At 45.3% G+C, this 25,481-nt stretch carries 27 protein-coding genes; 18 read left to right on the top strand and 9 right to left on the bottom strand.

Translation table 11 applies throughout. The features are described from left to right. Window positions 1–55: 55 nt before the first annotated feature. The 3 genes from R7P36_RS16745 to R7P36_RS16735 all read left to right on the top strand — a co-directional run bounded on the left by R7P36_RS16745 (window position 56) and on the right by R7P36_RS16735 (window position 3,686). Window positions 56–1,180: a carboxypeptidase family protein gene (locus R7P36_RS16745; protein WP_170893074.1), complete on the top strand. Its 1,125-nt coding sequence runs from the start codon at window positions 56–58 to the stop codon at window positions 1,178–1,180. Between the two features lie 455 nt (window positions 1,181–1,635). Beyond that, on the top strand, window positions 1,636–2,616 hold the full coding sequence (locus R7P36_RS16740; protein WP_171342660.1) for an OmpA family protein: 981 nt from the start codon (window positions 1,636–1,638) through the stop codon (window positions 2,614–2,616). Between the two features lie 200 nt (window positions 2,617–2,816). Continuing rightward, window positions 2,817–3,686 carry a LysR substrate-binding domain-containing protein gene (locus tag R7P36_RS16735; RefSeq protein WP_318122230.1) on the top strand — a complete coding sequence of 290 codons (870 nt, stop codon included), beginning with the start codon at window positions 2,817–2,819 and terminating at the stop codon, window positions 3,684–3,686. A 68-nt stretch (window positions 3,687–3,754) separates the two neighbouring features. Here R7P36_RS16735 and R7P36_RS16730 read toward each other — a convergent pair whose 3' ends face one another. Next, entirely contained in the window at window positions 3,755–4,630 is an 876-nt protein-coding gene (locus R7P36_RS16730; RefSeq protein WP_318122229.1) for a LysR family transcriptional regulator, read from the bottom strand. A 248-nt stretch (window positions 4,631–4,878) separates the two neighbouring features. Between R7P36_RS16730 and R7P36_RS16725 the strand changes: the two genes are divergently transcribed. Further along, complete coding sequence (locus tag R7P36_RS16725) at window positions 4,879–5,115, top strand: hypothetical protein (RefSeq protein ID WP_171342659.1); 237 nt, start codon at window positions 4,879–4,881, stop codon at window positions 5,113–5,115. 121 nt (window positions 5,116–5,236) lie between these two features. Here the strand turns inward: R7P36_RS16725 and R7P36_RS16720 are convergent, their stop codons facing one another. Further along, complete coding sequence (locus R7P36_RS16720; protein WP_017819764.1) at window positions 5,237–6,607, bottom strand: L-serine ammonia-lyase; 1,371 nt, start codon at window positions 6,605–6,607, stop codon at window positions 5,237–5,239. A 131-nt stretch (window positions 6,608–6,738) separates the two neighbouring features. Here R7P36_RS16720 and R7P36_RS16715 point away from each other — a divergent pair, with 131 nt between their 5' ends. Further along, complete coding sequence (locus R7P36_RS16715; protein WP_171342658.1) at window positions 6,739–7,581, top strand: YdcF family protein; 843 nt, start codon at window positions 6,739–6,741, stop codon at window positions 7,579–7,581. Here R7P36_RS16715 and R7P36_RS16710 read toward each other — a convergent pair. Together R7P36_RS16710 and R7P36_RS16705 are read right to left on the bottom strand one after the other, a co-directional pair. Beyond that, a complete protein-coding gene (locus R7P36_RS16710; protein ID WP_005374025.1) occupies window positions 7,571–8,227 on the bottom strand; it encodes a hypothetical protein in 657 nt (218 codons plus the stop codon). The genes R7P36_RS16715 and R7P36_RS16710 overlap by 11 nt on opposite strands. A 249-nt stretch (window positions 8,228–8,476) precedes the next feature. After that, window positions 8,477–8,743: a DUF333 domain-containing protein gene (locus R7P36_RS16705; RefSeq protein ID WP_005374023.1), complete on the bottom strand. Its 267-nt coding sequence runs from the start codon at window positions 8,741–8,743 to the stop codon at window positions 8,477–8,479. Window positions 8,744–9,020: 277 nt separating this feature from the next. On the opposite strand from R7P36_RS16705, the gene R7P36_RS16700 reads away from it, so the two are divergent. Further along, window positions 9,021–9,539, top strand: coding sequence for an NUDIX hydrolase (locus R7P36_RS16700; RefSeq protein WP_005374021.1), 519 nt, complete (start codon window positions 9,021–9,023; stop codon window positions 9,537–9,539). A 435-nt stretch (window positions 9,540–9,974) separates the two neighbouring features. On the opposite strand, the gene R7P36_RS16695 is transcribed toward R7P36_RS16700, so the two are convergent. From R7P36_RS16695 to flgA, 4 genes are all read right to left on the bottom strand, one after another. After that, window positions 9,975–10,721 (bottom strand): lytic transglycosylase domain-containing protein, encoded by a 747-nt coding sequence (locus R7P36_RS16695; protein WP_042523341.1) that lies wholly within the window; start codon window positions 10,719–10,721, stop codon window positions 9,975–9,977. After that, window positions 10,702–11,139, bottom strand: a complete 438-nt coding sequence (flgN, locus tag R7P36_RS16690) for a flagellar export chaperone FlgN (RefSeq protein ID WP_005374018.1) — start codon at window positions 11,137–11,139, stop codon at window positions 10,702–10,704. Before flgN ends, R7P36_RS16695 begins: the two co-directional genes overlap by 20 nt. A 20-nt stretch (window positions 11,140–11,159) precedes the next feature. Then, window positions 11,160–11,441, bottom strand: a complete 282-nt coding sequence (gene flgM, locus R7P36_RS16685; protein ID WP_005374016.1) for a flagellar biosynthesis anti-sigma factor FlgM — start codon at window positions 11,439–11,441, stop codon at window positions 11,160–11,162. A gap of 136 nt (window positions 11,442–11,577) precedes the next feature. After that, on the bottom strand, window positions 11,578–12,375 hold the full coding sequence (gene flgA, locus R7P36_RS16680; protein WP_031777223.1) for a flagellar basal body P-ring formation chaperone FlgA: 798 nt from the start codon (window positions 12,373–12,375) through the stop codon (window positions 11,578–11,580). Between the two features lie 77 nt (window positions 12,376–12,452). Between flgA and flgB the strand changes: the two genes are divergently transcribed. From flgB to R7P36_RS16620, 12 genes are read left to right on the top strand one after another with little or no spacing between them, the layout of a single operon-like run. Beyond that, window positions 12,453–12,815, top strand: coding sequence for a flagellar basal body rod protein FlgB (gene flgB / locus R7P36_RS16675; RefSeq protein WP_005374013.1), 363 nt, complete (start codon window positions 12,453–12,455; stop codon window positions 12,813–12,815). A 2-nt stretch (window positions 12,816–12,817) separates the two neighbouring features. Continuing rightward, window positions 12,818–13,252, top strand: a complete 435-nt coding sequence (gene flgC, locus R7P36_RS16670) for a flagellar basal body rod protein FlgC (protein WP_005374012.1) — start codon at window positions 12,818–12,820, stop codon at window positions 13,250–13,252. Further along, window positions 13,252–13,935, top strand: a complete 684-nt coding sequence (gene flgD, locus R7P36_RS16665; protein WP_005384410.1) for a flagellar hook assembly protein FlgD — start codon at window positions 13,252–13,254, stop codon at window positions 13,933–13,935. The genes flgC and flgD overlap by 1 nt, the downstream gene beginning before the upstream one ends. 27 nt (window positions 13,936–13,962) lie before the next feature. Then, complete coding sequence (gene flgE, locus R7P36_RS16660; RefSeq protein WP_017635110.1) at window positions 13,963–15,159, top strand: flagellar hook protein FlgE; 1,197 nt, start codon at window positions 13,963–13,965, stop codon at window positions 15,157–15,159. Between the two features lie 12 nt (window positions 15,160–15,171). Next, complete coding sequence (gene flgF, locus R7P36_RS16655) at window positions 15,172–15,903, top strand: flagellar basal-body rod protein FlgF (protein WP_005374009.1); 732 nt, start codon at window positions 15,172–15,174, stop codon at window positions 15,901–15,903. A 24-nt stretch (window positions 15,904–15,927) separates the two neighbouring features. After that, entirely contained in the window at window positions 15,928–16,713 is a 786-nt protein-coding gene (flgG, locus tag R7P36_RS16650; RefSeq protein ID WP_005374008.1) for a flagellar basal-body rod protein FlgG, read from the top strand. A 32-nt stretch (window positions 16,714–16,745) separates the two neighbouring features. Next, window positions 16,746–17,417, top strand: coding sequence for a flagellar basal body L-ring protein FlgH (gene flgH / locus R7P36_RS16645; RefSeq protein WP_017635111.1), 672 nt, complete (start codon window positions 16,746–16,748; stop codon window positions 17,415–17,417). Further along, window positions 17,402–18,538: a flagellar basal body P-ring protein FlgI gene (locus R7P36_RS16640; protein ID WP_086026720.1), complete on the top strand. Its 1,137-nt coding sequence runs from the start codon at window positions 17,402–17,404 to the stop codon at window positions 18,536–18,538. Before flgH ends, R7P36_RS16640 begins: the two co-directional genes overlap by 16 nt. Before the next feature lie 10 nt (window positions 18,539–18,548). After that, on the top strand, window positions 18,549–19,097 hold the full coding sequence (locus tag R7P36_RS16635; RefSeq protein WP_005384422.1) for a rod-binding protein: 549 nt from the start codon (window positions 18,549–18,551) through the stop codon (window positions 19,095–19,097). Continuing rightward, entirely contained in the window at window positions 19,098–20,471 is a 1,374-nt protein-coding gene (flgK, locus tag R7P36_RS16630) for a flagellar hook-associated protein FlgK (protein ID WP_005374000.1), read from the top strand. Between the two features lie 13 nt (window positions 20,472–20,484). Next, the gene (gene flgL, locus R7P36_RS16625) at window positions 20,485–21,384 is read left to right on the top strand and encodes a flagellar hook-associated protein FlgL (protein ID WP_005373998.1); all 900 of its coding nucleotides are present in this window, start codon (window positions 20,485–20,487) and stop codon (window positions 21,382–21,384) included. An 18-nt stretch (window positions 21,385–21,402) separates the two neighbouring features. Beyond that, window positions 21,403–22,443, top strand: a complete 1,041-nt coding sequence (locus tag R7P36_RS16620) for a flagellin (protein WP_005373996.1) — start codon at window positions 21,403–21,405, stop codon at window positions 22,441–22,443. An 88-nt stretch (window positions 22,444–22,531) separates the two neighbouring features. On the opposite strand, the gene R7P36_RS16615 is transcribed toward R7P36_RS16620, so the two are convergent. Further along, a complete protein-coding gene (locus R7P36_RS16615; protein WP_053307166.1) occupies window positions 22,532–25,195 on the bottom strand; it encodes a DUF2339 domain-containing protein in 2,664 nt (887 codons plus the stop codon). Between the last annotated feature and the right edge of the window lie 286 nt (window positions 25,196–25,481).

Here is a 25,481-nt window from a genome sequence, read left to right as displayed (position 1 = left end):
AGGCCTTGTGTTAGCCTCTGTCTTTCAAGCTCAGATTTAAAAGGTGAGTCATAAAATGAAAGTATTCAGCAACTTCGATAGCGGCAGCATTCACGTAGTGAAAGCGGACGACAAAAACGACATCCAACTCAAAATTCCTAACGACAATATGTCGGAATTCTACCAGTGGTTCCACTTCCGTCTTGAGACAGAAGTCGAGCAATCACACACCATCAAATTGCTTGATTTGGCTAAATCGGCTTATCCAGAAGGATGGCAAGGTTACGATGTGGTTGCGTCTTACGATCGTGAAGAATGGTTCCGACTACCGGCAGAGTTCGATGGCGACACGCTGACTTTCACTGTAATCCCTGAGCGCAGCTCAATTTACTTCGCGTACTTTGCGCCATACACGTACGATCGTCATTTAGACTTGTTACACATGGCACAAAGCGCGCACCACTGCCAACTAGAGACGCTTGGTCATACGCTAGATGGCAATGACATGAGCTTGCTTACTTTCGGTGAGCCAGAAGAAGGCAAAAAGAAAATCTGGATGATTGCACGTCAGCACCCAGGTGAGACAATGGCGGAATGGTTCATGGAAGGTATGATCCAACGTCTGTTAGATGAAAACGACACGGTTGCGCGTGCATTGCTTGAAAAAGCGGTGCTTTACGTCGTACCAAATATGAACCCAGACGGTGGTATTCGCGGTCACTTGCGTACCAACGCAGTAGGTGTAAACCTAAATCGTGAATGGCAAACGCCATCAATGGAAAAGAGCCCAGAAGTCTACCTTGTGCGTCAGCGCATGCTGGAAACGGGTGTTGACATGTTTTTAGATATCCATGGCGATGAAGCGATTCCGTATAACTTCGTCGCTGGCTCAGAAGGTATTCCTTCTTACGATGAAAATCTTGCCGCTTTAGAGGCATCATTTAAGCAAGCGTTATTGACTATTACGCCAGAGTTCCAAGATGAGATTGGTTACGATAAAGATGAGCCTGGTAAAGCGAATTTGACTGTGGGTTCAAATTGGGTTGCAGAGCAGTTCAAATGCTTGTCTTACACAATCGAAATGCCATTTAAAGATAACAACAATCACCCAGATCCACTTTACGGTTGGTCTCCTGAGCGTAGTGTCTTGTTTGGACAAGATGTATTAGCTGCAACGTTAACCGTAGCGGATAAAATTTAGCGCGACGAGTTAACGCTTTTTCATTATTTCGAAAACAGCTCATTTTAAATGAGCTGTTTTTTTGTGCTCTCCATATCCACGCTCCCCTGTAAAAATTTGTTGCCATTCACAAGCTTAAATGATGATTCTTAAATTTGAGAAAGTGGCTTTTTATGGTGATTTGCGTCACAGAAAGTTGGCTTCTTTGTGATATTCTCCGCAACGAATTGACTATGGCTAAACCAACGCAACGAACTTTATTTTTCGGTTGGGTATGCGGATGAAGCTCATGAATAGATGGTCTTGAGGTTACCTTTTTCCGTTTTACGTCATTGGCGTTTGAATATCATTTTTGATTCTTTCCTACGCTATTTAGCTATTTCTATTCGAAGAAAAGAGAAAGTTACGGCTTCATATTTTACGGCAGTATGCTGCCGCGGTGTGTTGCTTTGTGTACAAGAAAAAGGAAAAGAATAATGAAAAAAATCGCTATAGCAGTGGCTACTGTACTTGCTGGTGGTGTGATCTCAAACGTTGCACTTGCTGACACTTACATGGGCGGTAAAGTAGGTTACAACTCTCTAAACGATGCGTGTTACCTAAACGAACCTTGTGACGACGACAGTTTTGCAGCATCTATGCACTTAGGCTACAGCTTCAACAAGTACGTTGCAGCAGAGTATGGTGTTGATTACCTTGGTGACTTCACTGCAAACTTCAAAAAGCCTGGCCTAAACACCGTTGATGGTGATCTTTGGGCGTTGACGCTTGCTCCTAAATTTAACCTACCGCTAACGGATTCTTGGAATCTATTCGCGAAAGTTGGTGCTGCATACATGATGGCTGGTGACGAGAAAGATTTCGTACCAACTGGCTCTCTGGGTGCTGAATACCAAATCAACTACAACTGGAGCCTACGTGCTGAATACCAACGCTACCAAGATATGTCTGATGATGTAATTGAAGACATGGATTCAGATTTCTTCGGTATCGGTTTCAACTACAAGTTTGGTTCTGAGCCAGTCGTTCAAGAAAAAGCCGTTGAAGAGGTGGTAGAAGCACGTCCTGCAACACGCATTGTAGATCACGTTTACCCTGCTCAAACAACAGCGACAGTACAATTCGACTTAGAAAGTGCAGAAGTGAAAGACGCGTCGAACCTTTCTGGTACCGTTGATTTGATGAATACTTACCCACAAGCTCAAGTTGAGATCACGGGTTACAGCGATACGACAGGTTCTGCTGCTTACAACAAGCAACTCACAGAAAAACGTGCGAAAGCCGTTGCTGACGAGTTCCAAGCAAAAGGTATTGCGGCTGAGCGTATGACAGTGAAAGGCATGGGTGAAGCTAACCCAGTGGCAAGCAACGAGACACGTCAAGGTCGTCAAATGAACCGTCGTGTTGAAGTGGTTGTTCCTACGTTTGAATACCAAACCACTGAGAAAGCAGAATAATTCCTGCTTAAGATAAAGTTCCAAAAGCCAGCGTGTATCACGCTGGCTTTTTTGATCCCGCTTAACTAACTCAGTAGTTGTGTAGAAACATAGTTATATCGGGACGCTTTGACATGTGCTCAACATACGTAAACTCAGCTCCTTCATCAATTTGTCATCACCAGTTCATAGCATGACAGCCAAGTGCTTGGGAGAATGATATGCAAAGTTTACCGCCGCTCAATTTGCTCCGAGCTTTTGAAGCCACGGCGCGACTACAGAGTTTTACAAAAGCCGCAGAGGAGCTAAATGTGACTCGTGCGGCCGTAAGCCAACAGGTGAAATCGCTAGAGTCACAGCTCAATGCGACGTTATTCGAGCGCAAGGGCACGTACCTTACGCTGACCTGCTCAGCACAAGAATACTGGCCTGTGGTTAATCATGTGCTTCAAACATTATCGACCACGACGCAGCATTTATTTACTCGTCCCAAGAATACGCAAGTTAACTTACATGTCGCTCACAGCTTTTGCTCTCAGTGGTTAATGCCAAGATTGGCTGATTTTCAGCGACAATTCCCAGACATCTCCTTTAAAATCTCGACTACTGCTAATACAGTTCCAAGCGCCAGTGCGATTGCGGATATCGAAATTATTAACGGAGATGGAGATTGGCAAGAGCAAGAAGCCATACGATTAACCCAAGAAAACTGGATCGTTGTCGCAAGCCCTGGCTTTATGCATTTAAACCCGATAAATGACCTCTTGCAATTAGCTAAAGCGCCTAAAATTTGTACTGGCGGTTATCATGAATCTTGGCAAGAGTGGCTTACGCACCAAGGTTATCAAGGGAAGGTGAGCAAAGTCGTCGCCGAGTTTGAACACTCATTGCTTGCTATTCATGCTGCGATGAATCAACTTGGCGTGTTGCTGGTAAGAGACTTTCTTGTTGAGGATGAGCTGCAACAGGGCGTATTAGTCCAGGCTGGAAATTGGAATATGCCAAGTTCTGGTGCACATTATATGATGGTTCGAGCATCCGAAAAATCACACGTAAACACCTTTGCTCAATGGTTAATACAGAGTCTTTAATGTTCGTTCAGCGAGTGAGTAGAGCGCATGTGTGGTTTGGCTATTATTAGCAGTAGCAAGTCATCAGTCTAGGACTGAGCGACATGCTTAATGACATCTAATAACCACTGATTTACCGGAGCTTGCTGTTGAGAGCGACGACAGCTCATCACGTAGCGAACATCAAGCTCTAGCCCAGCAGGAAGCGCGATACTTCGGCAACCCTTAGGAACATGTCCACTCATCGTTATGCCAAAATGATTCGTTTGCAGAAGCACTTTTTGAATCATCGCTGGGTGCTCAATTTCCACTTTAGGTGTGGTTCTAAAACCCATATGTTTGAGCCTTTCCAACACAGGGTATCGGTAGTCGTTCCATCCCGGCGTTTTAAAAAGTATAAAAGGGTATTCTTCTAGCTCTTGGGAGTTTTGAGCGGGATGATCTTGTCGAACAAAAAATACCGCTTTTCCTCGCCCCAGTTCGGTCTGAACAATTGACTGTGGCAGATCTTCATCAAAGTAATGAATCGCAATGGCGTTTTCACCGTCAATTAATCGTTTTTTTGCTTCGCTACCCCAGCGCAAACATGAGAATTTTGCTTCTGGAGCGTGCTTTAGTAACTCCAAGTAAAACTTGTCACCGAAGTACTCCCAAAACAATGTGTTGGCATAAATAGTGATTGAGCCGTCAAAATGAGCTGGTGAAAAATGCTGTGGTTTGATGGAATCAATACTGTTGATTATTTGCTCAAAATGCGCAATGTTCGCTTCCACAAAAGCTGTTGGTTCAAAGCCATTTTTGGTCTGAACGAATAGCGGATCATTGAGCTGAGTTTTCATCTTTGTCAGATTTTTGCTGATTGCTCCTGACGTTTTACCGAGTGATTCTGTGACTAACCGGACGTTACGTAACTCATACATCCGTTTTAATACCAAAATATTTTGAATATCCAGATTAACGCTCATACATTGTCTCGCTTGGCTTTTGTCGACAAATCATATCGCTGAATTTCTTAAGAAAAGACAACGCTCGGTCAATTTAAGTTGCTGCCTTATCCCTGATTTATTGAAGGTAACGATAAGTTATTCTTGGTTACATCAGTTTATTAGCATGGATTTCCATTTGGTAAATAATGGCTTTCCTCGTATGAGCGCGTTTCTGTTGTTACAGTTTTTCCACCGAAAGAAAGTAAGAACGATAATAGAGGTGATGTATGAAAAAACTAATCGCACTTGTTTTGATGGTTTGCTCAACAAACGTAGCATTTGCTGGCGATGGGTCATACACGGGCACGATTGATATGGCGATGGCAACGAAAAATCAGGTTGACGTAGAGCGTGCAGATTCTCAATTGACGCTGAAGGGTCGCAATGAAATGGCCTATGGCGGTGTAACAATCCATTCGGATGCTGCAACTCAAAAAATTGAACTTCGTGGTCGACGTGATTAATCGAATAGTTTCTTGTTAAGAAAATGCCGCGAAGAACGCGGCATTTCTATATGTAATATCATCAGATCATAGTTACCAGATAAGCGTATGGTGAGAAGCTAAGCGCAATGACCACTTGCCATTATTCGCATGGCGGTGCCATATGAATGACAGCTAAGCCCCCCAAAGAGGTTTCACGGTATTTTTTATTCATATCTTTACCAGTCTGATACATGGTTTCGATTACTTTATCTAACGAAATTAAGCATTTACTTGTGCGCTTTAATGCCATACGCGATGCATTAATCGCTTTCATTGCTCCCATGGCATTTCTTTCAATACAAGGTACTTGAACCAAGCCGCCAATCGGGTCACAAGTCATACCCAATGAATGCTCCATCGCAATTTCCGCAGCAATACAAATCTGCTCGTTACTGCCCCCTCTTAGCGCTGTTAAGCCAGCGGCAGCCATGGATGAAGAAACCCCAACTTCTCCCTGACACCCCACTTCTGCACCAGAAATTGACGCGTTAGTTTTATATAAGATGCCGATAGCGCCGGCGACTGCGAGAAAGTCTTTTAGCTGTTTAACATCGAGCTCTTTGATGAAGCGATGGTAGTACATCAATACCGCCGGAATCACCCCTGCTGCACCATTCGTTGGAGAAGTGACGACTTGCCCTCCTGCTGCATTTTCTTCACTAACCGCAAAGGCGAAGAGATTGATCCAGTCCATGATCTCCATAGGATCGTTTTCAACTGCAGCGTTGGCTTCGAGCTTTTTCAAAAGGTTTGGTGCTCGACGAGTGACATTTAGACCACCTTCCAAAATCCCTTCCGTATCGAAGCCACGTTGCATGCAGAGCGACATCACTTTCCAAATTTGCTCTGCTCTTTGGTTAATTTCTTCGTCTGAGCGAAATGCGAGTTCGTTTTGGAGGATCATGCCTCCCAAGCTGAAACCGTTCGTCTCGGCTTTTTCCAGCATCTCATCTGCGGATGTAAACGGAAATGGTACTGCGACCTCATCTTGTTGCGTGCCGTTCTCTAGTTCGTCGGCGGTGGCGATGAATCCGCCCCCAATGGAGTAATAAATTTCAAACGCTACTTGATCTCCAGCAGCGTCTAATGCCGTAATCGTCATGCCATTTTCATGCAGGGGAAGGTTGTCGCTATGAAAGACGATGTCATGGTCGTAGCTAAACTCAATCTGGTGTGTACCGGCGAGCATGAGCGTATTATTGTCTATGGTATTTTGTAGCGCACTTTTGGCACTGCTCATTTTGATGGTATCAGGTTTATTTCCCATCAAACCAAGGACCGTGGCTCGGTCTGTATGGTGCCCTCTACCTGTCAGTGACAATGAGCCATAAAGGTCCACTTGCACCCGATGCACTTTCGCCATAGAGTCGCTAACTAGCTGAGTGAAATGGAATCCGGCAAGCATAGGACCATTAGTGTGGGAGCTGGATGGCCCGACACCAATTTTAAATATATCGAAAATCGACAGCATAATTGACTTCCTTTAGCAGTGAACCTTTATAAAGGTCTCTAGAACAGTGTTGTTAACTAGATGTTAAAGCTTGTGGGTCGGGAGTGAAAGAAGATTTTTGTAACACTGTCAACTAAGCGCGAGATTTTAAAATGAAGTTAGACAACATCGTCATCGTTTTAGGTAAACGCCTCGTCAATAACAGGTTGACCTCTGAGGGCATAACAAGAGTCGAAGCTTTGTCTTGTAGGACTGCATCACTACCGACAGAGCGAACGGCGATTATTTTTTGTGGCGGAGTAACGCAAGGACAAAGTGTTTCTGAAGCAGAGGCGATGTACGCGTATTTTAGAACCCTAAACGCAGACTCTGTGAATCCGTTCCCTGAACGTCATATACTCTTAGAAACGGAGTCGTTGAACACGTTTCAAAACATGCGTTATGTTTCCCAAGTTTTGTGCAAAAGTGGGTTGTTCGAGTTATGGTCGGGGCATCCGGTTGAGGTTATCTTGCTATCTAATGACTACCACCTCGAACGAATCATTGATATCCAGAATTTGATGGATGAGCAAGGCTTATTACGAGTACTTAAATCCGATTGCGAATCCATGGGGGTGACTCTCAATATTCCACTGGATATCAGCAAACATATTAGCGTGCCATACCCACATAAGGGGCTTATGGCGGAGACATTCTTGCTACTCGATGAACTCACAACCTACCGAGTTTATTTAGAAGGGGTAAAGCATGGCGTATTTTTCCGAGATTTATCAATTGTCCGAAAAAAGCCACTTATGATCGCAAGAGATGCTATTCACAAATTGCTCTCTTTCCCGCTTGATAAAGAGGCTTTGCAAGATATTGAAGAAATGAAAAAGGCCGTCGAAATGACGGCCTTGGATGAATCTGTAGGTGCTGCGGAAAAGGCATTAAGTATCTTCCATCCGATACTGACTGCATTGAACCGTCGCTTTGATCCTGAGTCTATTCATTAAGCTCGCGTTTTGTACGGACGGCGCTTAATGCGATCAAACAGTAGCAAAGCAGTTCTATACCTTCTTCTGAGATATTTTTAACATCACGGATGTAATTTTCATCCATCACTTGTTGCCAAAAACTGCCCATACCATACAAACGAGAGAAGACTAATAATAGCATTACAGCACCAACTAATAGCTTCATATGTGGCACCGTTAAAATGGTCGCCATTTCGTTCATGGTACCTTTACCACCTTGGTAAGCTTTGGCGCAAGCCAGTGCGGTGACAGCAAGTGCTGGGAAAACCCAAGAGCCATGATGAATCATGTCTGTCCAATAGTCCGTTTCGCGAATAATCAGTACTGCAAAAAATCCTGCAATCAAAATAGCCGCATGCTTTAGCTGAGGCTGTTGTTTCGATAAGCTGAAAAACGACCATGATGCAATAGCAAGCATCACAAGCTGGAGCGTTTCTGTAACGGAAAGCTCGCCAAGGCTTGATCCCAACACGACATAATCAAGACGAAGACTAAGGTTAACGAGAATACTTATAGCGACAATCATCAAGGCGTTTAAACTCGATTTATAAATAATGCGCTTTGATTTTTCAGTAACAACGTTGCTTGGGGCTGACTCGGCTTCTTTTACTATTTGTGTTTTCATCTTGCTCACCTGTCCCAGAAAATGTGGAAGAAATGTGAATTAGTGTGATCTGTGTTTGGAATTTTATTGTCCAAGTGGAAAGTTATGTCAGGGGAATGTCAAGAATAGAACACTGTTCGATATAGGGTCGATGTGCGGTAAAGTCAGAGATATGTAAAAACAACGTAAGAACACTTTGATAAATCAAATAAAAAAGGAGCCCAAAGGCTCCTAAGTGATAGAGGGAAGGTGACGTATCGATAAAAATAATTAGTAGTTGTCACCCTCATTTTCTTTGTGATTCTCGCGATAGTATTCCCATTGCTCGACGCGTTCATTGTCCGACAGCACACAGTAAGTGACACGTTCGCCGTTTTCCGACACGGTATCCAGCTCACCACCTTGCTGAACACAGTATACGGCTGCGGGATTTGCAACGGAGGTATACTCAGTTGATCGGGTCGCTCCCTCGTAAGTTGAACAACCAGCCAGTACCAATGTTGCAGCCATAGCCATCATTAAATTTGTCTTTTTCATTCTTTATCTCCGCATGGGGTGGGCGAGTATTGTATTGATTATAGGCAACTTTAAGAGATTATTGTCTTATCGATGTTAAAAGTAAGAGGGACGTATAAGAATTTAGATATTCTCATTTATTGCTGATTAGCACGTCACACTTCTGTTCTTGGCGTATTGTTGTGAAGGTCATATCAATCACTTCCTGACAAGCGCTCGAACGTACCTGGCCTACAACAATGATTTAAAGTGTGAAATTCGGTAATATGCGCACAAAACATTGACCGTGGTATTTTCGATGAGACATTTAAAATCGACCGTTCATCCAGACATAGAGCATTTGGATGACAAAATTGTTTTTCAGCGCAATGCAGCGCGAGCCATTGTACTTGATGGTGAAGATGTGCTGTTGCTCTATACAGAACGTTACCATGACTACACGCTACCAGGCGGTGGTATTGATGATGGTGAAGATGTCATTGCTGGATTAGTCCGTGAATTAGAGGAAGAAACGGGCGCCCAAAATATACATGGTATTAAGCCTTTCGGAATCTTTGAGGAGTTTCGTCCGTGGTACAAGGATGACGCTGACGTGATGCACATGGTGTCGTATTGTTATACATGTAAAATCGAACGTGAGCTAGGCGAAACGGCGTATGAAGATTACGAAGTTAAAAATGGAATGCGCCCGGTATGGATGAACATACACGAAGCAATTGCACACAATGAAAAAACGATGGCAGAAAGCCCGAAAAAAGGCATGAGCATTGAGCGCGAAACGTTTTTACTTCAGTTGATTTCTAAAGAATTACTATAAACAGCTAGTTTGCATCATTACGACTTAGCTTCTGTTGGCTCTATTGTGGGCAAAGATTTTAGAGCAATAAAAAAGTCCGGACTCCCCCCCGGAACCCGGACTTATTCCAGACGCGCAAGCGAAGCGTCATCTTGATATGTTAGATTTGTTTCGAACTATGAAAACAATAGCTGTTTTACATTTAGTGTGTAAATAATTATTAGGTCTGACCATTGGTTTTCATGTTTTTTTGCAAACGCAATGTGACGCATATCTACCCAATTGCCAAGCGCAATTGGGGCGCTTTTTAGTAAACCACTACTCTTTCTTATCTTTGAGATACCCTACCTCAACTTTTTTGCACACGTTTGCATAGAGATCACGAGTTTTCAAATTCGCCGAACAGGATCTTGTGATTTTACGTTTCTCTGACATTGAGCTCTGTCGTAGCTTTTATCACAAATTAACTAGCGGAGGCAGTCGGCTAAAGTCGACCAGCGGTTGTGAAATCATAGGAGCGTCTGGAGCAAATAAGAGTAAAGGTTGAAATGATGAGGATTGTAACTGACCGATATCTATCAACTTTTCCAATGCATAGAAGCGGCTGACATATTGGCGAGTCTCGTTAGGCAGCGTGAGTTGTTGGAAATCTCGACTTCCTGCTCGCTGAATAGCACGTGCAACACGTCCTTCTCCGGCATTGTATGCAGCTAAAGTGAGAGCCATATTTTGATCGAATTTGTTGTATAAAAACGCCAGGTACTTGAGCGCGGCCGTTGTGCTAGCTTCTGTGTCAAAGCGATCGTCTTGTTTTGTATTTATCGTTAATCCGAAACGTTTCGCTGTGGCTGGTATCAGTTGCCAAAGTCCGGCGGCGTTAGCGTGAGAAACGGCTTTGGGGTTGTAAGAAGATTCTAACATTGGCACTAAGGCTAGGCTATTTGGTAATGAGTGGTTTTGAAGCTGTTTGAAAATGTGGTTAATTACCGGTTTGGATGAATCGAGACGCTTGGCAATTTGTGGTTTGTATGGGGCTAATACTTGATACTGCGTTTGAATATCGACAGCATTTGGTTTTGCCTGGCATGTGAATGGAAGGTAGGACAGAAAGGCAATAAAAATAAAAAGGCCTACAGTACTCAGCCGAGATGGCGACTGAATCTGTAGGCAAGACGAACATCGTTTAGAACGATTTATCTTCATAAGTGTGTTGCACAGGTTGTTTGAGTTGACTGACCAACTCATGGAACGCCGCAGAGCTGTGGCCATTGCTCTGATTGTATTGTTGGCACTGACTTACCAACGTTTCCAATAGCGCCCATTGTTTTCTAGCTTGCATACCTATTTGGGCAGGCAAAGCATTGAAAATTCGTTTTACGCTGGCGTCATTACACGCTAACCCCAGCGCTCGCATACACTGGCTTCTGTCATTGGCGGAGCGGCTGAGTTTATTGAGTATCGGCATTTGTTTCTGAACATTGTCGTTCAGTGCCTCTCCATCAAACTTTAAGTACAATACCTTTTGCTGCTGAAGCAAAGGAAGCAGTTGTTGATAAAGCTTAATATCCTCAGATATAGAGCGAACAAATTGTTGAATTCGCTGCGATACTGCGCTTGCCATGATGTCTTCCTAGCGTTTTATTACTCGTGACCTGTATGGAACTGCATGATTGCCTTGGATAGCACTTTTGTATCTAGGCTAAGTTCACCACGCGCTAATGCGTTGCGTACTTGTTCTACTTTTTCCATATCAACATCAGGTAGTGATGCCATTTCAGCTTGAGCGCGATCTATCGCTACGGTATTCGCTTGAAATGCAGGCTCGTGTACTTTGCTCTGTTCGACGACGTCGACAGGCTGTTTGCTTGCTTGCTGTAATTTTGTTTGTGGGACATGACCGCCCGCGACTTTGTCGATTTTCATGCTGTGGTCCTCATCATCATGTTCTAAATTAAGTAGGCGGTTAGAATGTGATAAACATTAAATATTTTTTTTGTACTCGAAGTTCAGTGTTACTGACGAGAGCCAAAATTAAAAAATGTTACCCCGAGTCAAAAAATCAAAATTGAGTATGAACCTGGTTTAATCCAGTTACGACTGCTCTTATGACCTTGCCCGAACTTGGGTTTTCCACGTCAATTTGTTGCCCTTTCGCTCCATCTTCTAAGGCGACTCCTTTTGTGCTGGCACTAAATCCATTTTTGCTCGCAATGACTATGACTTCATTGCCTTTCTCGATTAGAGGTGGGGCCGACAAATTGGATGGATTAACCACTTGTCCAGCCCTCAAACGACGAGAGGTTTCTAAGCCTACTGCTTGCTCGGGGCGAGTATAAAAATCGTCTTGGCGAGAGATGGTTCGGGTTTCAAGCTTTATGTGTTTAGCCGTTACGACTTCATTTCGGCCAACCGTGGTTGTCGCGACTAAAACAGGCAGAGTCAGCGAAGACTTTATCGTAACGTTAATTCGCCATGGTGATGCGATATTGTCGCAGCTGACTGAGCGCTTGAGGTTACCGACTGGCAACGTGTTGTTGTCACGACCTGTGATAACTAAAGGCGATTGACATTCTGGCAAGTGATTGGCAGAACCGGGCACCCACATGTCGAAGTCCAGTTTGTACTCCCCCCACTGATTGGAGAGCGCTACGCGATCCACCTCTTGTTCGAAATCCGTTGCTACAACGGATTTTATCTCTTCAACGCTGAGGGTTTTGTCATTGGTGTTGGCGAATGCTTGTTCTGATGTCAAAGCGAGTAACGTCAGCATTATTGTTGAGGAAGTGGACACTTTCCTCTTGTTTTTAATGCTTTCCGAGAACCGGAAGTTTGGCTTCCATCCTTGTTTATAAGTCATTGATATATATAGCTATTTTTTATGGCACGTATCTTGTTTGTATGTTGGCGTATTCGAGCCAACTGTAAGGAAGATGCATGGCGATCACATTTGAAAATGCTTTAGGAGTACATCCAGAGGCACTTAATTTTCGCGTTCAGCGTACCAAAGTCCTCGCCAGTAACCTAGCAAATGTTGACACCCCTGGGTATTTGGCGAAAGACCTAAGTTTCACCACCGTAATGAACCAAGTAACGGCAGGTGGTGTGAACAAACCGGTGCCAAAGTTCCAGGTTCAGGCCCAATACTCGGTGCCTTACCAGAATAGCAAAAATGGCAACACCGTAGAGCTTGGTGTTGAACAAGCAAAATTCACGCAAAACAACATGGACTTTCAAACTAGCCTGACGTTTCTCAACATGAAATTTAATGGCTTAGCGAAAGCGATTGAGGGACGTTAATTATGTCATTCACTGATATTTACTCGATCACTGGTTCCGCGATGACAGCACAAACTGTGCGTCTGAATACGGTAGCCAGTAACTTAGCAAACGCAGATGCAGTATCTGCAAATCCAGAAGATGCTTATAAAGCGCTTAAGCCAGTATTTGCGACTGTGTACCAAAAAACGCAAATGACAACAGAAAATGGAGCTTATCCCAATGCAGAAGTTCGCATTGTTGACGTTGTTAAAAATGCTGGAGATGCAGAGAAGCGTTTTGAGCCGAACAACCCACTGGCTAATGATGAAGGCTATGTGTTTTACCCAGATATTGATGTAGTTGCTGAAATGGCAGACATGATGTCCGCAACACGCAGCTTCGAAACGAATGTTGAAGTATTAGCCAATGTAAAAAGTATGCAGCAAGGTCTGCTTAGATTAGGGCAGGGCAGCTAATGAGTATTGCGCAATACACCCCTTTATCGTCTGACGCTCCAGTAAATACAAAAGCAAAAGACAGCAACGGTATCTCACCAAACCCTAAAGACATGAACAGCGCTTCTTCATTGGAGAATGAGTTTATTTCTTTGATGGTGGCTCAAATTCAAAACCAAGACCCACTTAATCCCCTTGATGGTACGGAATACGTTGGTCAATTGGCTCAGTTCTCGCAGGTACAAAGTACCGAGAATATGTCTAAGACAATGCAACAGAGCATGGTGTTACTGGACAACATGCAAGTGCTGTCAACAGCGGGCCTTGTTGGGCAAACGGTTTACGTCAATGCGGATGAATTTCAGCTTGGTGAAGACGTACAAAACGGAAAAATCGAACTCGCTCATAGCTCAAACCAAGTCACGTTAGTTGTTAAAGATGAATTTGGTCAATCAACTAAAGTGCCACTAGGTGCTCACGGCAAAGGTGACGTCGACTTTTCAATTAATCCTGAAGAACTTGGTCTTAAACCAGGCAAATACTCAGTGGCCGTAGAAGTGCAAGAAGGGCAAGCAAGTCCAAATGTGCTGATGGCAGGCACTGTTGAGCAAGTGCGCATTCCTAATACCGGTGGCGCAGCATTAGTCAATGTCCATGGCGTTGGCAACGTTCCTTTCTATCAAATCACTCAGTTTGGTGCTTAACCAAATACGGAAATCAGAGGTCTATTTATGAGTTTTAACATCGCACTAAGTGGTCTGGACGCGACCAACACAGAGCTAAACACAATCAGCCACAACATTGCCAACGCATCAACGTATGGTTTTAAAGGTGGCCGCACAGAATTCTCCGCTGTATACAATGGCATGCAACCTGGTGGTGTGGAAGTCGCGTCAATTTCACAGAACTTCGACAAAGACGGCAGTATCACAGGAACTGGCCGTGCGATGGACCTAGCTATTAATGGCGGTGGCTTTTTTGTTACTAAAGATAATATGGGCCAAATGTTGTACACACGTTCAGGTGTGTTCTCAACGGATAAGAACAACTTTGTTACGGCTAACAGCGGTGCAAAGCTTCAAGGTTACAGTGTCGATAGCAACAACAACCTAATGACAGGTTCTGTGGGTAATATTCAGGTATCGACTTCCTCACTGAATGCTAAAGCAACAGACAGCTTAGATTTTGTTGCGAACTTCGACGCAAGCGCGTCTGTTATTGATAAAGCCGTAACGCCATTCAATCCAAAAGATCCAAGCTCATTTAACTCGTCTTACACAACAAAAGTCTACGACTCATTGGGTAACTCGCACACGGTAACTCAGTACTTTACTAAGACTGCTTCTAACTCGTGGGAAGTGAACGTTCAAGTAGATGGCGGTACGACGCCAGTAGCAACTGTGCCTGTAACGTTTGGTAAAGACGGATCGCTTTCAACACCGACTGCGCCGTTTAATGTTTCATTCCCTGCAGCAGGCGCGAACGCGATGAGTGTAGACATTAACCTGAAAGGCAGCACGCAATTTGGTGCAGCTTTTGGCGTAAGTACTAATAGTCCTAACGGTTACACATCAGGTGAACTTGCAGGTGTACGCGTTGAAGGTAACGGCATGGTTTACGCGACTTACACTAACGGCCAATCACAGCTACAAGGTCAGGTTGTTCTTGCTGATTTTGCAAACACACAAGGCTTAGCGAAAGTGAGTGGAACATCATGGACTCAAAGCTTTAGCTCAGGTGCTCCAATTATGGGTGTTCCGGGTTCAGGTACGATGGGTGACCTAACTCCGGGTGCATTAGAAGGTTCTAACGTTGACTTAACCAGCGAGCTTGTTGCTCTAATGACTGCACAACGCAACTACCAAGCAAACGCAAAGACAATTTCTACCAGCGACAAGCTTACTCAAGCTTTGTTTAACGCGGTGTAATGGGAGTTTTGCATGGATAGTTTGTTATTTACGGCAACGTCGGGTGCCAGCCGAGTTCTTAAAGCGCAGCACGTTCGTTCAAACAACTTATCAAATGCTGATACTGCGGGTTTTCGAGCGGATATGGAGCGTGTGCGTAGTGTAGAGATGCAAGGCCCAGGTTTTGATGGTCGCACTATGGTTGTGACCAACTCTGCCTCAACACGTTTCGACGCTGGCGATATTGTGAAAACAGGACGTCCGTTGGACGTTGCGGTTATGGGGGAGGGATATCTCTCTGTAGAAACCCCAGCGGGTAACGAAGCTTACACCCGTGCAGGCAATATTCAGGTCGATACTTTTGGCGCTCTAACAATCAATGGGTTCCCTGTCCTCGGTGACAATGGTCCTTTGGTTGTGCCGGATTATCAAAAGATTGAAATCAGCGAGCGTGGTCAAGTCTCAGTGATCCCACCAGGTGGCGGCGCAGAAATTGTGGCAGGCACTTTGAAGTTGGTTAAACCGGAAATTAATCAACTGCAAAAAGAGAGCGATAGCTTGCTGCACAGCGTAGATGGCGTGCCATTCGCGGCAGATGAAACCGTGCAACTCTCTCCTGAGCACATTGAGGGCAGTAACGTATCTGCTATTGATGAATTGGTTAGTGTGATGTCGCTGACGCGCAACTTTGAAATGCAAGTTCGCATGATGAAAACGGCGGAAACTCTAGCAAAAGCTGGTAACAAATTAATGGCGGCGAGCTAAGTCTCGCCCCGCAAGGAGTAAAAAATGCATTCAGCATTATGGGTAAGTAAGACAGGCATGGCAGCGCAAGACACGAAGATGACTGCCATTTCTAACAACCTAGCAAACGTAAACACGGTTGGCTTTAAGCGTGACCGAGTCGTATTTGAAGATCTTTTCTACAGCATTCAGCGTCAACCAGGCGCTCAAGTAGACCAAGTTAACGAACTACCAAGTGGTATTCAGCTAGGTAGCGGTGTTCGCGTTGTTGGCACACAAAAAGTGTTCACGCAAGGTAATACCCAAAACACAACGCAAGAGTTGGATCTTGCTGTAATGGGTCAGGGTTTCTTCCAAATAGAAAACTCGGACGGACAGATCATGTATACACGTAATGGTCAGTTCCATCGAAACTCAGAAGGCTTAATGGTGAACAGTCAGGGCCTGCCTTTAGAGCCTCAAATCCAGATCCCTGACAATGCGGTCTCTTTCTCTGTGGGTGTTGATGGCACCGTGACTACAACAACAGCAGACGATCCAACACCTCAGCAGCTTGGTCAAATTACACTTGCAAAATTCATCAATCCAGCCGGCTTAGAGGCCATGGGTGGCAACTTATTCCGTGAAACGGAAGCCAGCGGTCCAGCTGATGAGCTGATTGCAGGAGCTGATGGTGCCGGCATTATCAAGCAAGGTGCACTGGAAGGGTCAAACGTACAAGTAGTAGAAGAGATGGTCGACATGATCACCACTCAACGTGCGTATGAGATGAATGCGAAAGTGGTCTCTGCTGCAGATGACATGCTGAAGTTTGTTTCGCAATCAATGTAAGTATGAAATTGGTGATGATGAAGGAAAAAGCAATGAAATGGCTTTCTAAGAGTTGGGCAGTAGCCGCCGTGTTGCTGGTGGGATGTGCTGGCCGTCAGGAATTTATTCCGCCTGAGCCGAATGCTGAGGAATATGCACCACCAACGCTCGATTACACGCTGCCGGAAACCCAATCTGGTAGCCTTTATCGTCACCAATACACGATGACCCTGTTTCAGGATCGTCGTGCTTACCGAGTTGGCGATGTATTAACGGTTCAACTATCAGAAGAAACCTCATCGAGTAAAAATGCGGGTACTAAGTTCGGTAAAAGTTCAGCAATTAACTTTGTGGCGCCGACCATAGGCACGAAAACTATCGATGAGTTAGGGGTTAGCGTGGATGGCAAACGTAACTTCGATGGCAGTGCATCAAGTTCACAAGGCAACAAGCTTCAAGGTGCCATTACGGTAACGGTACACGAAGTATTACCTAATGGCGTATTGCGTATCAGCGGTGAAAAATGGCTTCGTCTTAATCAAGGCGACGAGTTTATTCGCCTAACCGGTATCGTCCGTGTGGATGATATTAACCGCAGTAACCAAGTTTCTTCTCAACGAATTGCTGATGCAAGAATTACCTACGCAGGTCGCGGAGCCCTAGCTGACAGCAACGCAGCCGGGTGGCTAACTCAGTTCTTCAACAGCCCATGGGTACCTTTCTAATGAAGACAATGCAATCTTTCTTTATGTCTCTCCTATTGGTGTTGACCTTGGGACTACCAGGCACTTCACGTGCTGAAGCGGAAATTCCGATCATGGACTTGGTCGATGTTCGCGGCATTCGAGAAAACCAACTGGTTGGTTATGGTTTGGTGGTTGGCTTAGCCGGCCAAGGTGACCGAAACCAAGTGAAATTTACCTCTCAATCTATTACCAACATGCTACGTCAGTTTGGGGTTCAAATTGATGACAGTATGAACCCTAAGCTACGAAATGTGGCTTCTGTGAGTGTGACAGCGTCCGTTGATCCAATGGCAGGCCCAGGACAAACGTTGGATGTGGTTGTGTCTTCAATCGGTGATGCAAAGAGCCTTCGCGGTGGTACGTTATTGCTAACGCCTTTACGTGGTATTGATGGCGAAGTGTACGCGATTGCGCAAGGTAACGTGGTTGTGGGCGGCTTATCTGCAGAGGGGCGAAGTGGCTCCAAAGTAGAAGTAAACACACCAACGGCGGGTCGCGTTCCGAATGGTGCGACTTTAGAGAGAGAAATCAAAACCGATTTCAACCAACGTGATGAAATCACCCTAAACCTGCGCAAGCCTAGCTTCACTACAGCAAAAAATATTGCGCGTGAAATTAACAACACTTTTGGGCCTAACGTTGCAGTTGCGATCAATAAAGCGCGCATTGATATGCGTGCACCAAAAGATACACAGCAGCGTGTCGTCATGATGTCGATGCTTGAAGAAATGAGCGTCGTTGAAGGCCGTAAACCTGCTCGTATTGTCTTTAACTCTCGCACTGGCACCGTAGTGATCGGTAAGAGTGTCAAAGTGAGTGAAGCAGCAGTAAGTCACGGTAACTTGACCGTGCGAATTTCTGAATCACAACAAGTTAGTCAGCCTAATGCGTTTGCAAATGGCGATACGAAAGTCGTTAACCAAACGGATCTTGATGTGAATGAAGATCTCGCTCAGATGGTGATTTGGCCTCCAGGCACGGAACTTAACACCATAGTTAATGCGGTAAATAGTTTAGGTGCCACGCCTACAGACTTGATGTCTATCCTGCAAGCTTTGAGTGAAGCGGGTGCATTGAACGCTGAATTGGTCGTGATATAAGGAGTTAAGGATGAAGCTAGACAGTACCAATGAACAAACTCAGTTAAATTCGATGCTTTATCACGACAACAGTGCATTGGCTAACATCAAGCATAGTCGTGATCAAGAAGGCGCACTTGAAGTCGTCGCAGGTCAATTTGAGGCAATGTTCCTACAAATGGTGTTACGCCAAATGCGTAGCAGTAGTGACGCTCTTGCTGATAAAGACAGCCCGTTTGCCAGTCAGCAACAAGGGGTATTCCGTGATATGTATGACGGTCAGCTGGCGATGGAACTAGCAAAGAAACAGAGCTCAGGCATTGCCAATATGCTCATCCAGCAGCTGAGCCCGTCTATGCGTGAGGTTGCTTTCGATGCTGCGCGCAACATCTCATCCGCTAACGATGGTAAAGGTTCGAATTCTGAATCTATCTCACAAGTAGATTCTAAAGAGGTGGAGAAGAATTCAAGCCTATTTAATACCGCTTCTCAAGCCGTCGCCTCTGTTAAACAGGTATTCGGTGAGGCCGGTATGACTACCGCGTTTTCTCAGCCGTTGATCAGAAAAATGGAGCTGTAAATGAACCTAGTTAATATTGCCCTTTCAGGTTTAGGCGCGAACCGTGTGGCCCTAGACGTAACCGCGCAAAACGTGGCAAACGTGAATACCGTGGGTTACAGTCGTCAACAAGCGTTGATGGCGTCTGTCGATGATGGTAAAGCCAATCGCTTAAGTCCAGGTTTAGGGGTAGAAGTCACTAGCATTCGCCGCGTTACTGATCAATTTCTGATTAAGCAAACGTGGTCGACTAACAGTATGGCGGCATACGCATCTGGATACACCAGTAACATGAGTCAGCTGGAGAATACGCTTGGTGCCGATGGTTTCAGTATATCGGCTGGCTTGGACTCGCTAAACGCTGCGCTTAACGATGCGACCGTTAAGCCGGAATCCATACCTTACCGCCAGCAGATCATTAACGAATCTGAAGCTTTGGCCCGCCGTTTTAATACGCTTACCGAATCTTTATACAATCAACATAAAGACATGAGCGATCAACGTAATGCAGCGCTTAACCACGCGAATAGCCTTATGGAAAATATCGCGAAGGTGAACAAGCAACTGGTAGAGATGCAAGGTACAGGTGGTAACCCATCACAGTTAATGGATGAACGAGATAGGTTAATCGGTGAGTTATCTCAAACCATTGAAATCAAAACAACACAGCAGCATGACGGCAGTGTTCAGGTCACACTAACCTCCGGTCAACCGCTTGTGATGGGTACGGACCATGGCAAACTGGAAGCCATTCCTGACCCGAGTGATCCTTACTTGGCGGACTTACACGTCACGTTCTCGAATCAAAGTTTTGCGATTGGTGACTCGCTTGGTGGCAAATTAGGTGCGATTAATGACTATCAAACCGAAGTGTTGAAACCAAACCAATTGGCTCTGAATGACATGGCGAAAGCTCTCGCGGATGAATACAACGCCGTGCTTGCGACTGGCAAAGACTTAAATGGCAACCCAGGTAAACCTTTGTTCAGCTATGACCCAGCAAACCCTGCAGCCAGTTTGGATATTACCAAGCTAACTCCAGATGAGCTTGCGTTCTCAAGTGATGGAACACCTGGTAACGCAGATGCGTTGCAATCATTGATCGAGTTAAGCAACAAGCCAGTGGCGGTATCAGGTTACGGCTCAGTAAGCTTGAACGATGCCTTTAGTTCAATGGTGGGTCAAACCGCAATTAAAGCACGCCAAGCTAATGCTGATTATCAAGCGAAGTTAGCCATGAACAAGCAAGCGCACGCAGCTCGCGATAATGTTAGTTCCGTAAACAGCGATGAAGAAGCGGCTAACCTAATGATGTTTGCTAATGCGCACAATGCCAACATGAAAGTGATCAGCACAGCAAATCAACTGCTCGATTCTATTCTGCAGTTATTCTAAGAGGAAAGTTTAGATGCGAATTAGTGACAATCAATTTAGTCAAATGATGTTGCACAGCTTGCAGAGCAATAGCGCGGGATTAGGCGAAGCTCTGCAACAGATGTCTACTGGCAAGCGCTTAACCAAGCTGTCTGATGATCCAATGGCTTCGATCAAGTTGCTTAACTTAGACCGAGAAACCAGTGCGATTGCTCAGTACAAAAACAACATTGAAAACGTAAAAACGACGCTATCGAGTCAAGAAACCCATTTAGATTCGATCAAAGAAAGCTTAAAAAGCATGCGAGACATCGCGCTTTGGGGTGCGAACGGCTCTCTTACTGACGAAAGTCGTGGCGGTATGATTACAGAGCTTAAGAGTTACCGTGACTCTATTGAGTCGTCTTTTAACGCGCAGGATGAAGAAGGGCACTACCTTTTCTCTGGTACTAAAACGGATACTGCGGCTGTAAGTAAAGCGAGCGGCAGCTACGTAATTGAAGGTAATAGTGACAAGCGCGTAGTAACAATTGCTAAAGGTGTCACGATGGATTCCAATATGACTGCAAAAGAAATATTGGACCTTGGGGGAGGCCATAACGTGCTTAACCAAATTGATGCGCTGATCAAAGAGTTTGAGAGCCCTACCGCCAACTTCAGAGCTGAAGTTGAGGCGAGTATCAGCGCTATCGACGATACTTTTTCAAACGTACTAGGGACCATGACTGAGATTGGTGGTCGACACAACAACTTAGATCTTGTTGGTGGCGCGCACAGTGAAAACAAGCTGTTCGTTGACAAAGTATCTGGAGACCTCTCTGCTCTGGACTATGGTGAAGCGTCGGTACGATTGAGTAATTACATGGCCGCTTTGCAAGCAACGCAAGCAAGCTATGTGAAGATCGATGGTTTGTCGCTGTTTGACCGTTTATAAGGTTAGGAAGTTCTTTTTATGGTAATGAGTACAGTAGAGGTTAGACCCCATAGCATACGCTTAGGTGGACAAGAACAAGCCTCTATCATGCCGACCCGTTCTGCAGACTCAAGTACGGCAATTAAACCGCGCCCGGCGCAAATTCAGGCTGACACTGCGTCAGCCTACTCTGTATCTGGTATTCAGCTTACGCAGGGTCAGCAGCAAGCCACGGCGGTTCAGATCGCATCCAAATCGCTGCAGGTGATTGGCAAAGAGCTCACGCAAATTAAACGTGGTTTGACGCAAGCTATTAATCAAGGCGTACAAAATGTTCCTGGTTTGCAGGATACATTGGTTCGTTCTAAAGCCACCATCCAAAAAGTCGTTGAGCAAGCACGTTTCGATGGCCAGAAAGTCCTAAATAACGAACTGCACTTAAAACTGGATAAAGCGGATATTCGTCGCTTTTCTATTCCAGGTTTGAATGTTCATCGCTTAAGCGACAAGGCCGAGCAAATCCGTTTGGATTTTCCTCAAGGTCAAGCGGTGATGATTCAGTTTGATGGACAATCAGACGGTGAGCGAACGGTCAAAATGCTGGATCGCAGCTTGATTGCGTTAGGAATGCGAGCCTCATTAGCCGATGATGGCAGCATTTTATTTGAAGCCAGAGACAACGCTTATCAACAAATGCAGCAAAAGGTGATGGTAACGGGGGAAGGGCACCGATTCCCTGCGGGACAGCCTAACGTTTTGAACTTAAAGTCTGAGCCAGATGGTATTGCGGAGCTCGGGTTTGATCTAGGCTCACGCGACGGCATCAAGCAGACGATTGCCAAAGTAAATCAGCATCTGAAACAAGTTCAAACGAGCTTGCAGGAAGCGAAAGCTTTTCATGGTGAACTGAATACTCAAATGCGTTCTATCCAAACCAAAACCGCACAGCTTTCAGTCAATGAGGTGAATGCAAAACTGGATGGATTCATGCAAAAGTCTGGCGAGTTTACTTCGACTTTTCAGGCATTGAATGCGCAAGCAAACGTGCGTCGTCATACCGTGGTCGCTTTACTGAAGTAACGAACACTCCAATGATTCCCGGCTTTACACTGTTATCGTCCCCCAATAACGAAAACAGCGCACTGTCGGGAATCTCTCTTTGACTCGTCTAGGGCTCGAGTGCTTTTGCCACCGAACGATTCAATTTCTGGAATAGCCATCCAAGTGCTATCAAAGATGCACCTAAGCCTAAGAAGCTTATTGCTCGCCAGAACCCATCCAGAGAGCTCACATCCCATAAGAATACTTTCAGTGCGACACCGGCAAGGACCACTAGACCGACACGCTGCATCATCAGCCCCTGTTGGGTCACGCCGCGCCAAGTCAGCAATCCACCTACGAGCAAGCCAGCCACTGAATAACTGAACAACTCTGCCATGCTGGTTGGCTGATACAGCATCATCGATGTGGTTTGCCAGAATTGACGGATAGACATCCCCAACCAAATGGCTGCAAGTAAAAAGCCTAGACTAGCAATCGCAAATCGATGAACTTGCAACGTATTCCAGCGTTTAAAGGTTGCGATAAGCAGGATGCAAGCTGGTAACAGCCAGCCGATACTCAGCATGTTAAAGATGGGAAGTGCTTGTGCCGAGACGTTATCAGTCACCAACGGCGATTCTGCCGTATTAAGCAAAATAATCAATATAGCGAACGCGCACCAAAGCAAGTAACTATAGATTTCGTAGATACGGCTTAAGCGTTGCGCAAATTGGCTGCGGTAGCTGTATACCAAACCCATAACTAGTGCTTGATTGGCAAAGACTGCCGCACTTGTGAAGTCGATGTGCCCCAAGTAACCATATTGCCCCGTTAACCAGTAGTTAGTTTGGGTGAACAATGCCATTAAGAATACATGTAAAAACGCCCCTTCAAACCAGTTGGTCAGTTCTCGGTCCACTTGTTTTAGTGTTGAACGAGCGTAAGACAAGATGAAGAGAGAAGGCATATAACTCACAAGAACCCAAGCCCAATGCCCAGCTTCTACCGGTTGCCATTCGGGTATGAAAGGTAGCAGCGTGAGTCGGATAACCAGTATTCCCATTGCCACTTTAATCGCCCAACTCGCAGGTCGAAATAACCCGACTTGAGCCTGTAAGGCCATTATCGCAACTTGTATTGAGATTGCTGTTGTTAACCAAGTATCGCTCAACCAAACAAAAGCGATACCTACGATTAAAGCATGCATAACGGCAGAGCATTCTAATGCCAACGAACGTGCACGCTGACCAAGCACAACATAGTAAGTGGCCATCAATGCGCAGAAGGTAGTCCAATACCACAGGTAGCCTTGCATAAATTCGTCAACATAAAGCAACGTAATTAAGCTCATCGCGGGAGCCAGTACCAGCAGAAGCAGCCCACTGAGTTGCGAACGGTCACTAAGTGATTGGCAATATGTTCGATAGCCGATCAGTGCAATACTCACCGCCAATGCGAATAGAATGCTAGCTTCTCGCTCTAACATATACAGCGCATTAAAAGCGATGGTAAGAACAATCAGCGCGGTTGCTGAGACGAGAATGGATGGCAAAAATACACGTAATGACCAGCCTGTACGAAGTGCTGGTAGCCAGATGATCGCAACAAGCAGCGTATAACAGTACGCCATTTGTAGAGTGTTCAGATCCGGCATTCTGGTGACGGCAGAAAAGGTCAATAAAGCAGTTGCGAGAGCGGTAGCGGTCGGCGAGTTTGTCCACTTGCTTTGATAGTGACGAAAGCGAGGATTGAGCATCCAACCCATTCTCGGAACCGCGAAAATGAGATACAAAGTGATGGAGAGATAAATCGCGAGCCACGAGAACAACAGTTCTGTTGGTGTACTCTCAATCAACAGCAACATCCAAATGACATGTGGAATCGCGATACTTGGCGTAATCCATGACCTACGCACTTTTTGCATCAATAAGGTCGCCGCGAACGAAATTGCGCAGATGTATCCGGCTAACAAAAAGTAGTTGGGTTCATTACCCCCAATCCACAGTGGTGCTGTGTAGCCACCAATTAAGCCAAGCACGGCCATTAACGGCCCTTGTCGCAATGATAATGCTAAACTGAAAAATGCCGCTGAAGCCAAGATGATCAACGAGATACTCGGCGTTAGCATTTGATAAACCACAAAGGCAAAAATGACGGTGCAGTAAATGCCCGTTAATCCCGTACCGGTAACAGCAGCAGGAACATACGTAAAGCCTTGGGCTCGTGCTGCCCGTTGCGGATTCTGTTGTTCTTTACGGTGAAACCACTCGCCAACAAGCACCATAAGTAATGAGATCACAAAGGCAAAGGACACTCGCATAAATGGCGAAAACTGGATGTGACTACCAATCACCTGTACGAGATAACCTCCACCGATCAGCATGGCCAATGCGCCTACCCAAACCAACCAATTTTCTTGAATGTTGCTAAGCAGGCTCTGAACTTTACTCTGAAGGAATGACTCATTTTCTTGACTAAAAACATCCAGTTGCACTTCTCTTGTCTGGGCGTACCCTTGATTCGCAGCGCTCTGGTCCAAGTCTAGGTTGGCAGCTGGATCATGTTCCCCAGAGGATGAGACATTTTTCTGTTGTGATTCTATGTGAGGTGGCGTCGCTACAGATGGTGTGTCTTTTTCGATGCTGGATTGTTGGTGCACTTGTGGGTTTGAGCCCCCATGGACACTGGCTCGTAGTGATGTGACTTCCTCACGAAGTTTGGCTAGTTCTTTTTCTAAAAGTGCAGCTCGGTTGGCGGCTTTCACTCCGATGAGGATGGCGAGACACGCCATGAACAGTGCTAGTATTACGTACAATCCATTTCTCCTTGCGTACGTCGCGTGACCCACGATTCTTAACTTTGAGCACTTACGCTAAAGCTTAGTTCATGCTCTATGCCTTAGCCTCATATAGTGCTAGGTTCCGCGCTTTCTTTAGAAATCATTCTACATAATGAAACTCAATGCGTAATGATGAATTCGACAAAGTCGCACACTTGTGTGCCACTTTAAGACCTGATGAACAAAAATGAGTCGTTAAGTCATTGGGGGTCAACTATATTCATAGTTCTGATGCGAT

Source organism: Vibrio sp. 397 (genome assembly GCF_033339395.1).
In the GTDB taxonomy this organism is placed as follows: Bacteria; Pseudomonadota; Gammaproteobacteria; order Enterobacterales; family Vibrionaceae; genus Vibrio; species Vibrio alginolyticus.
Note: the sequence above shows the minus strand (reverse complement) of the source record. Positions and strands in the feature narration are given on the sequence as shown.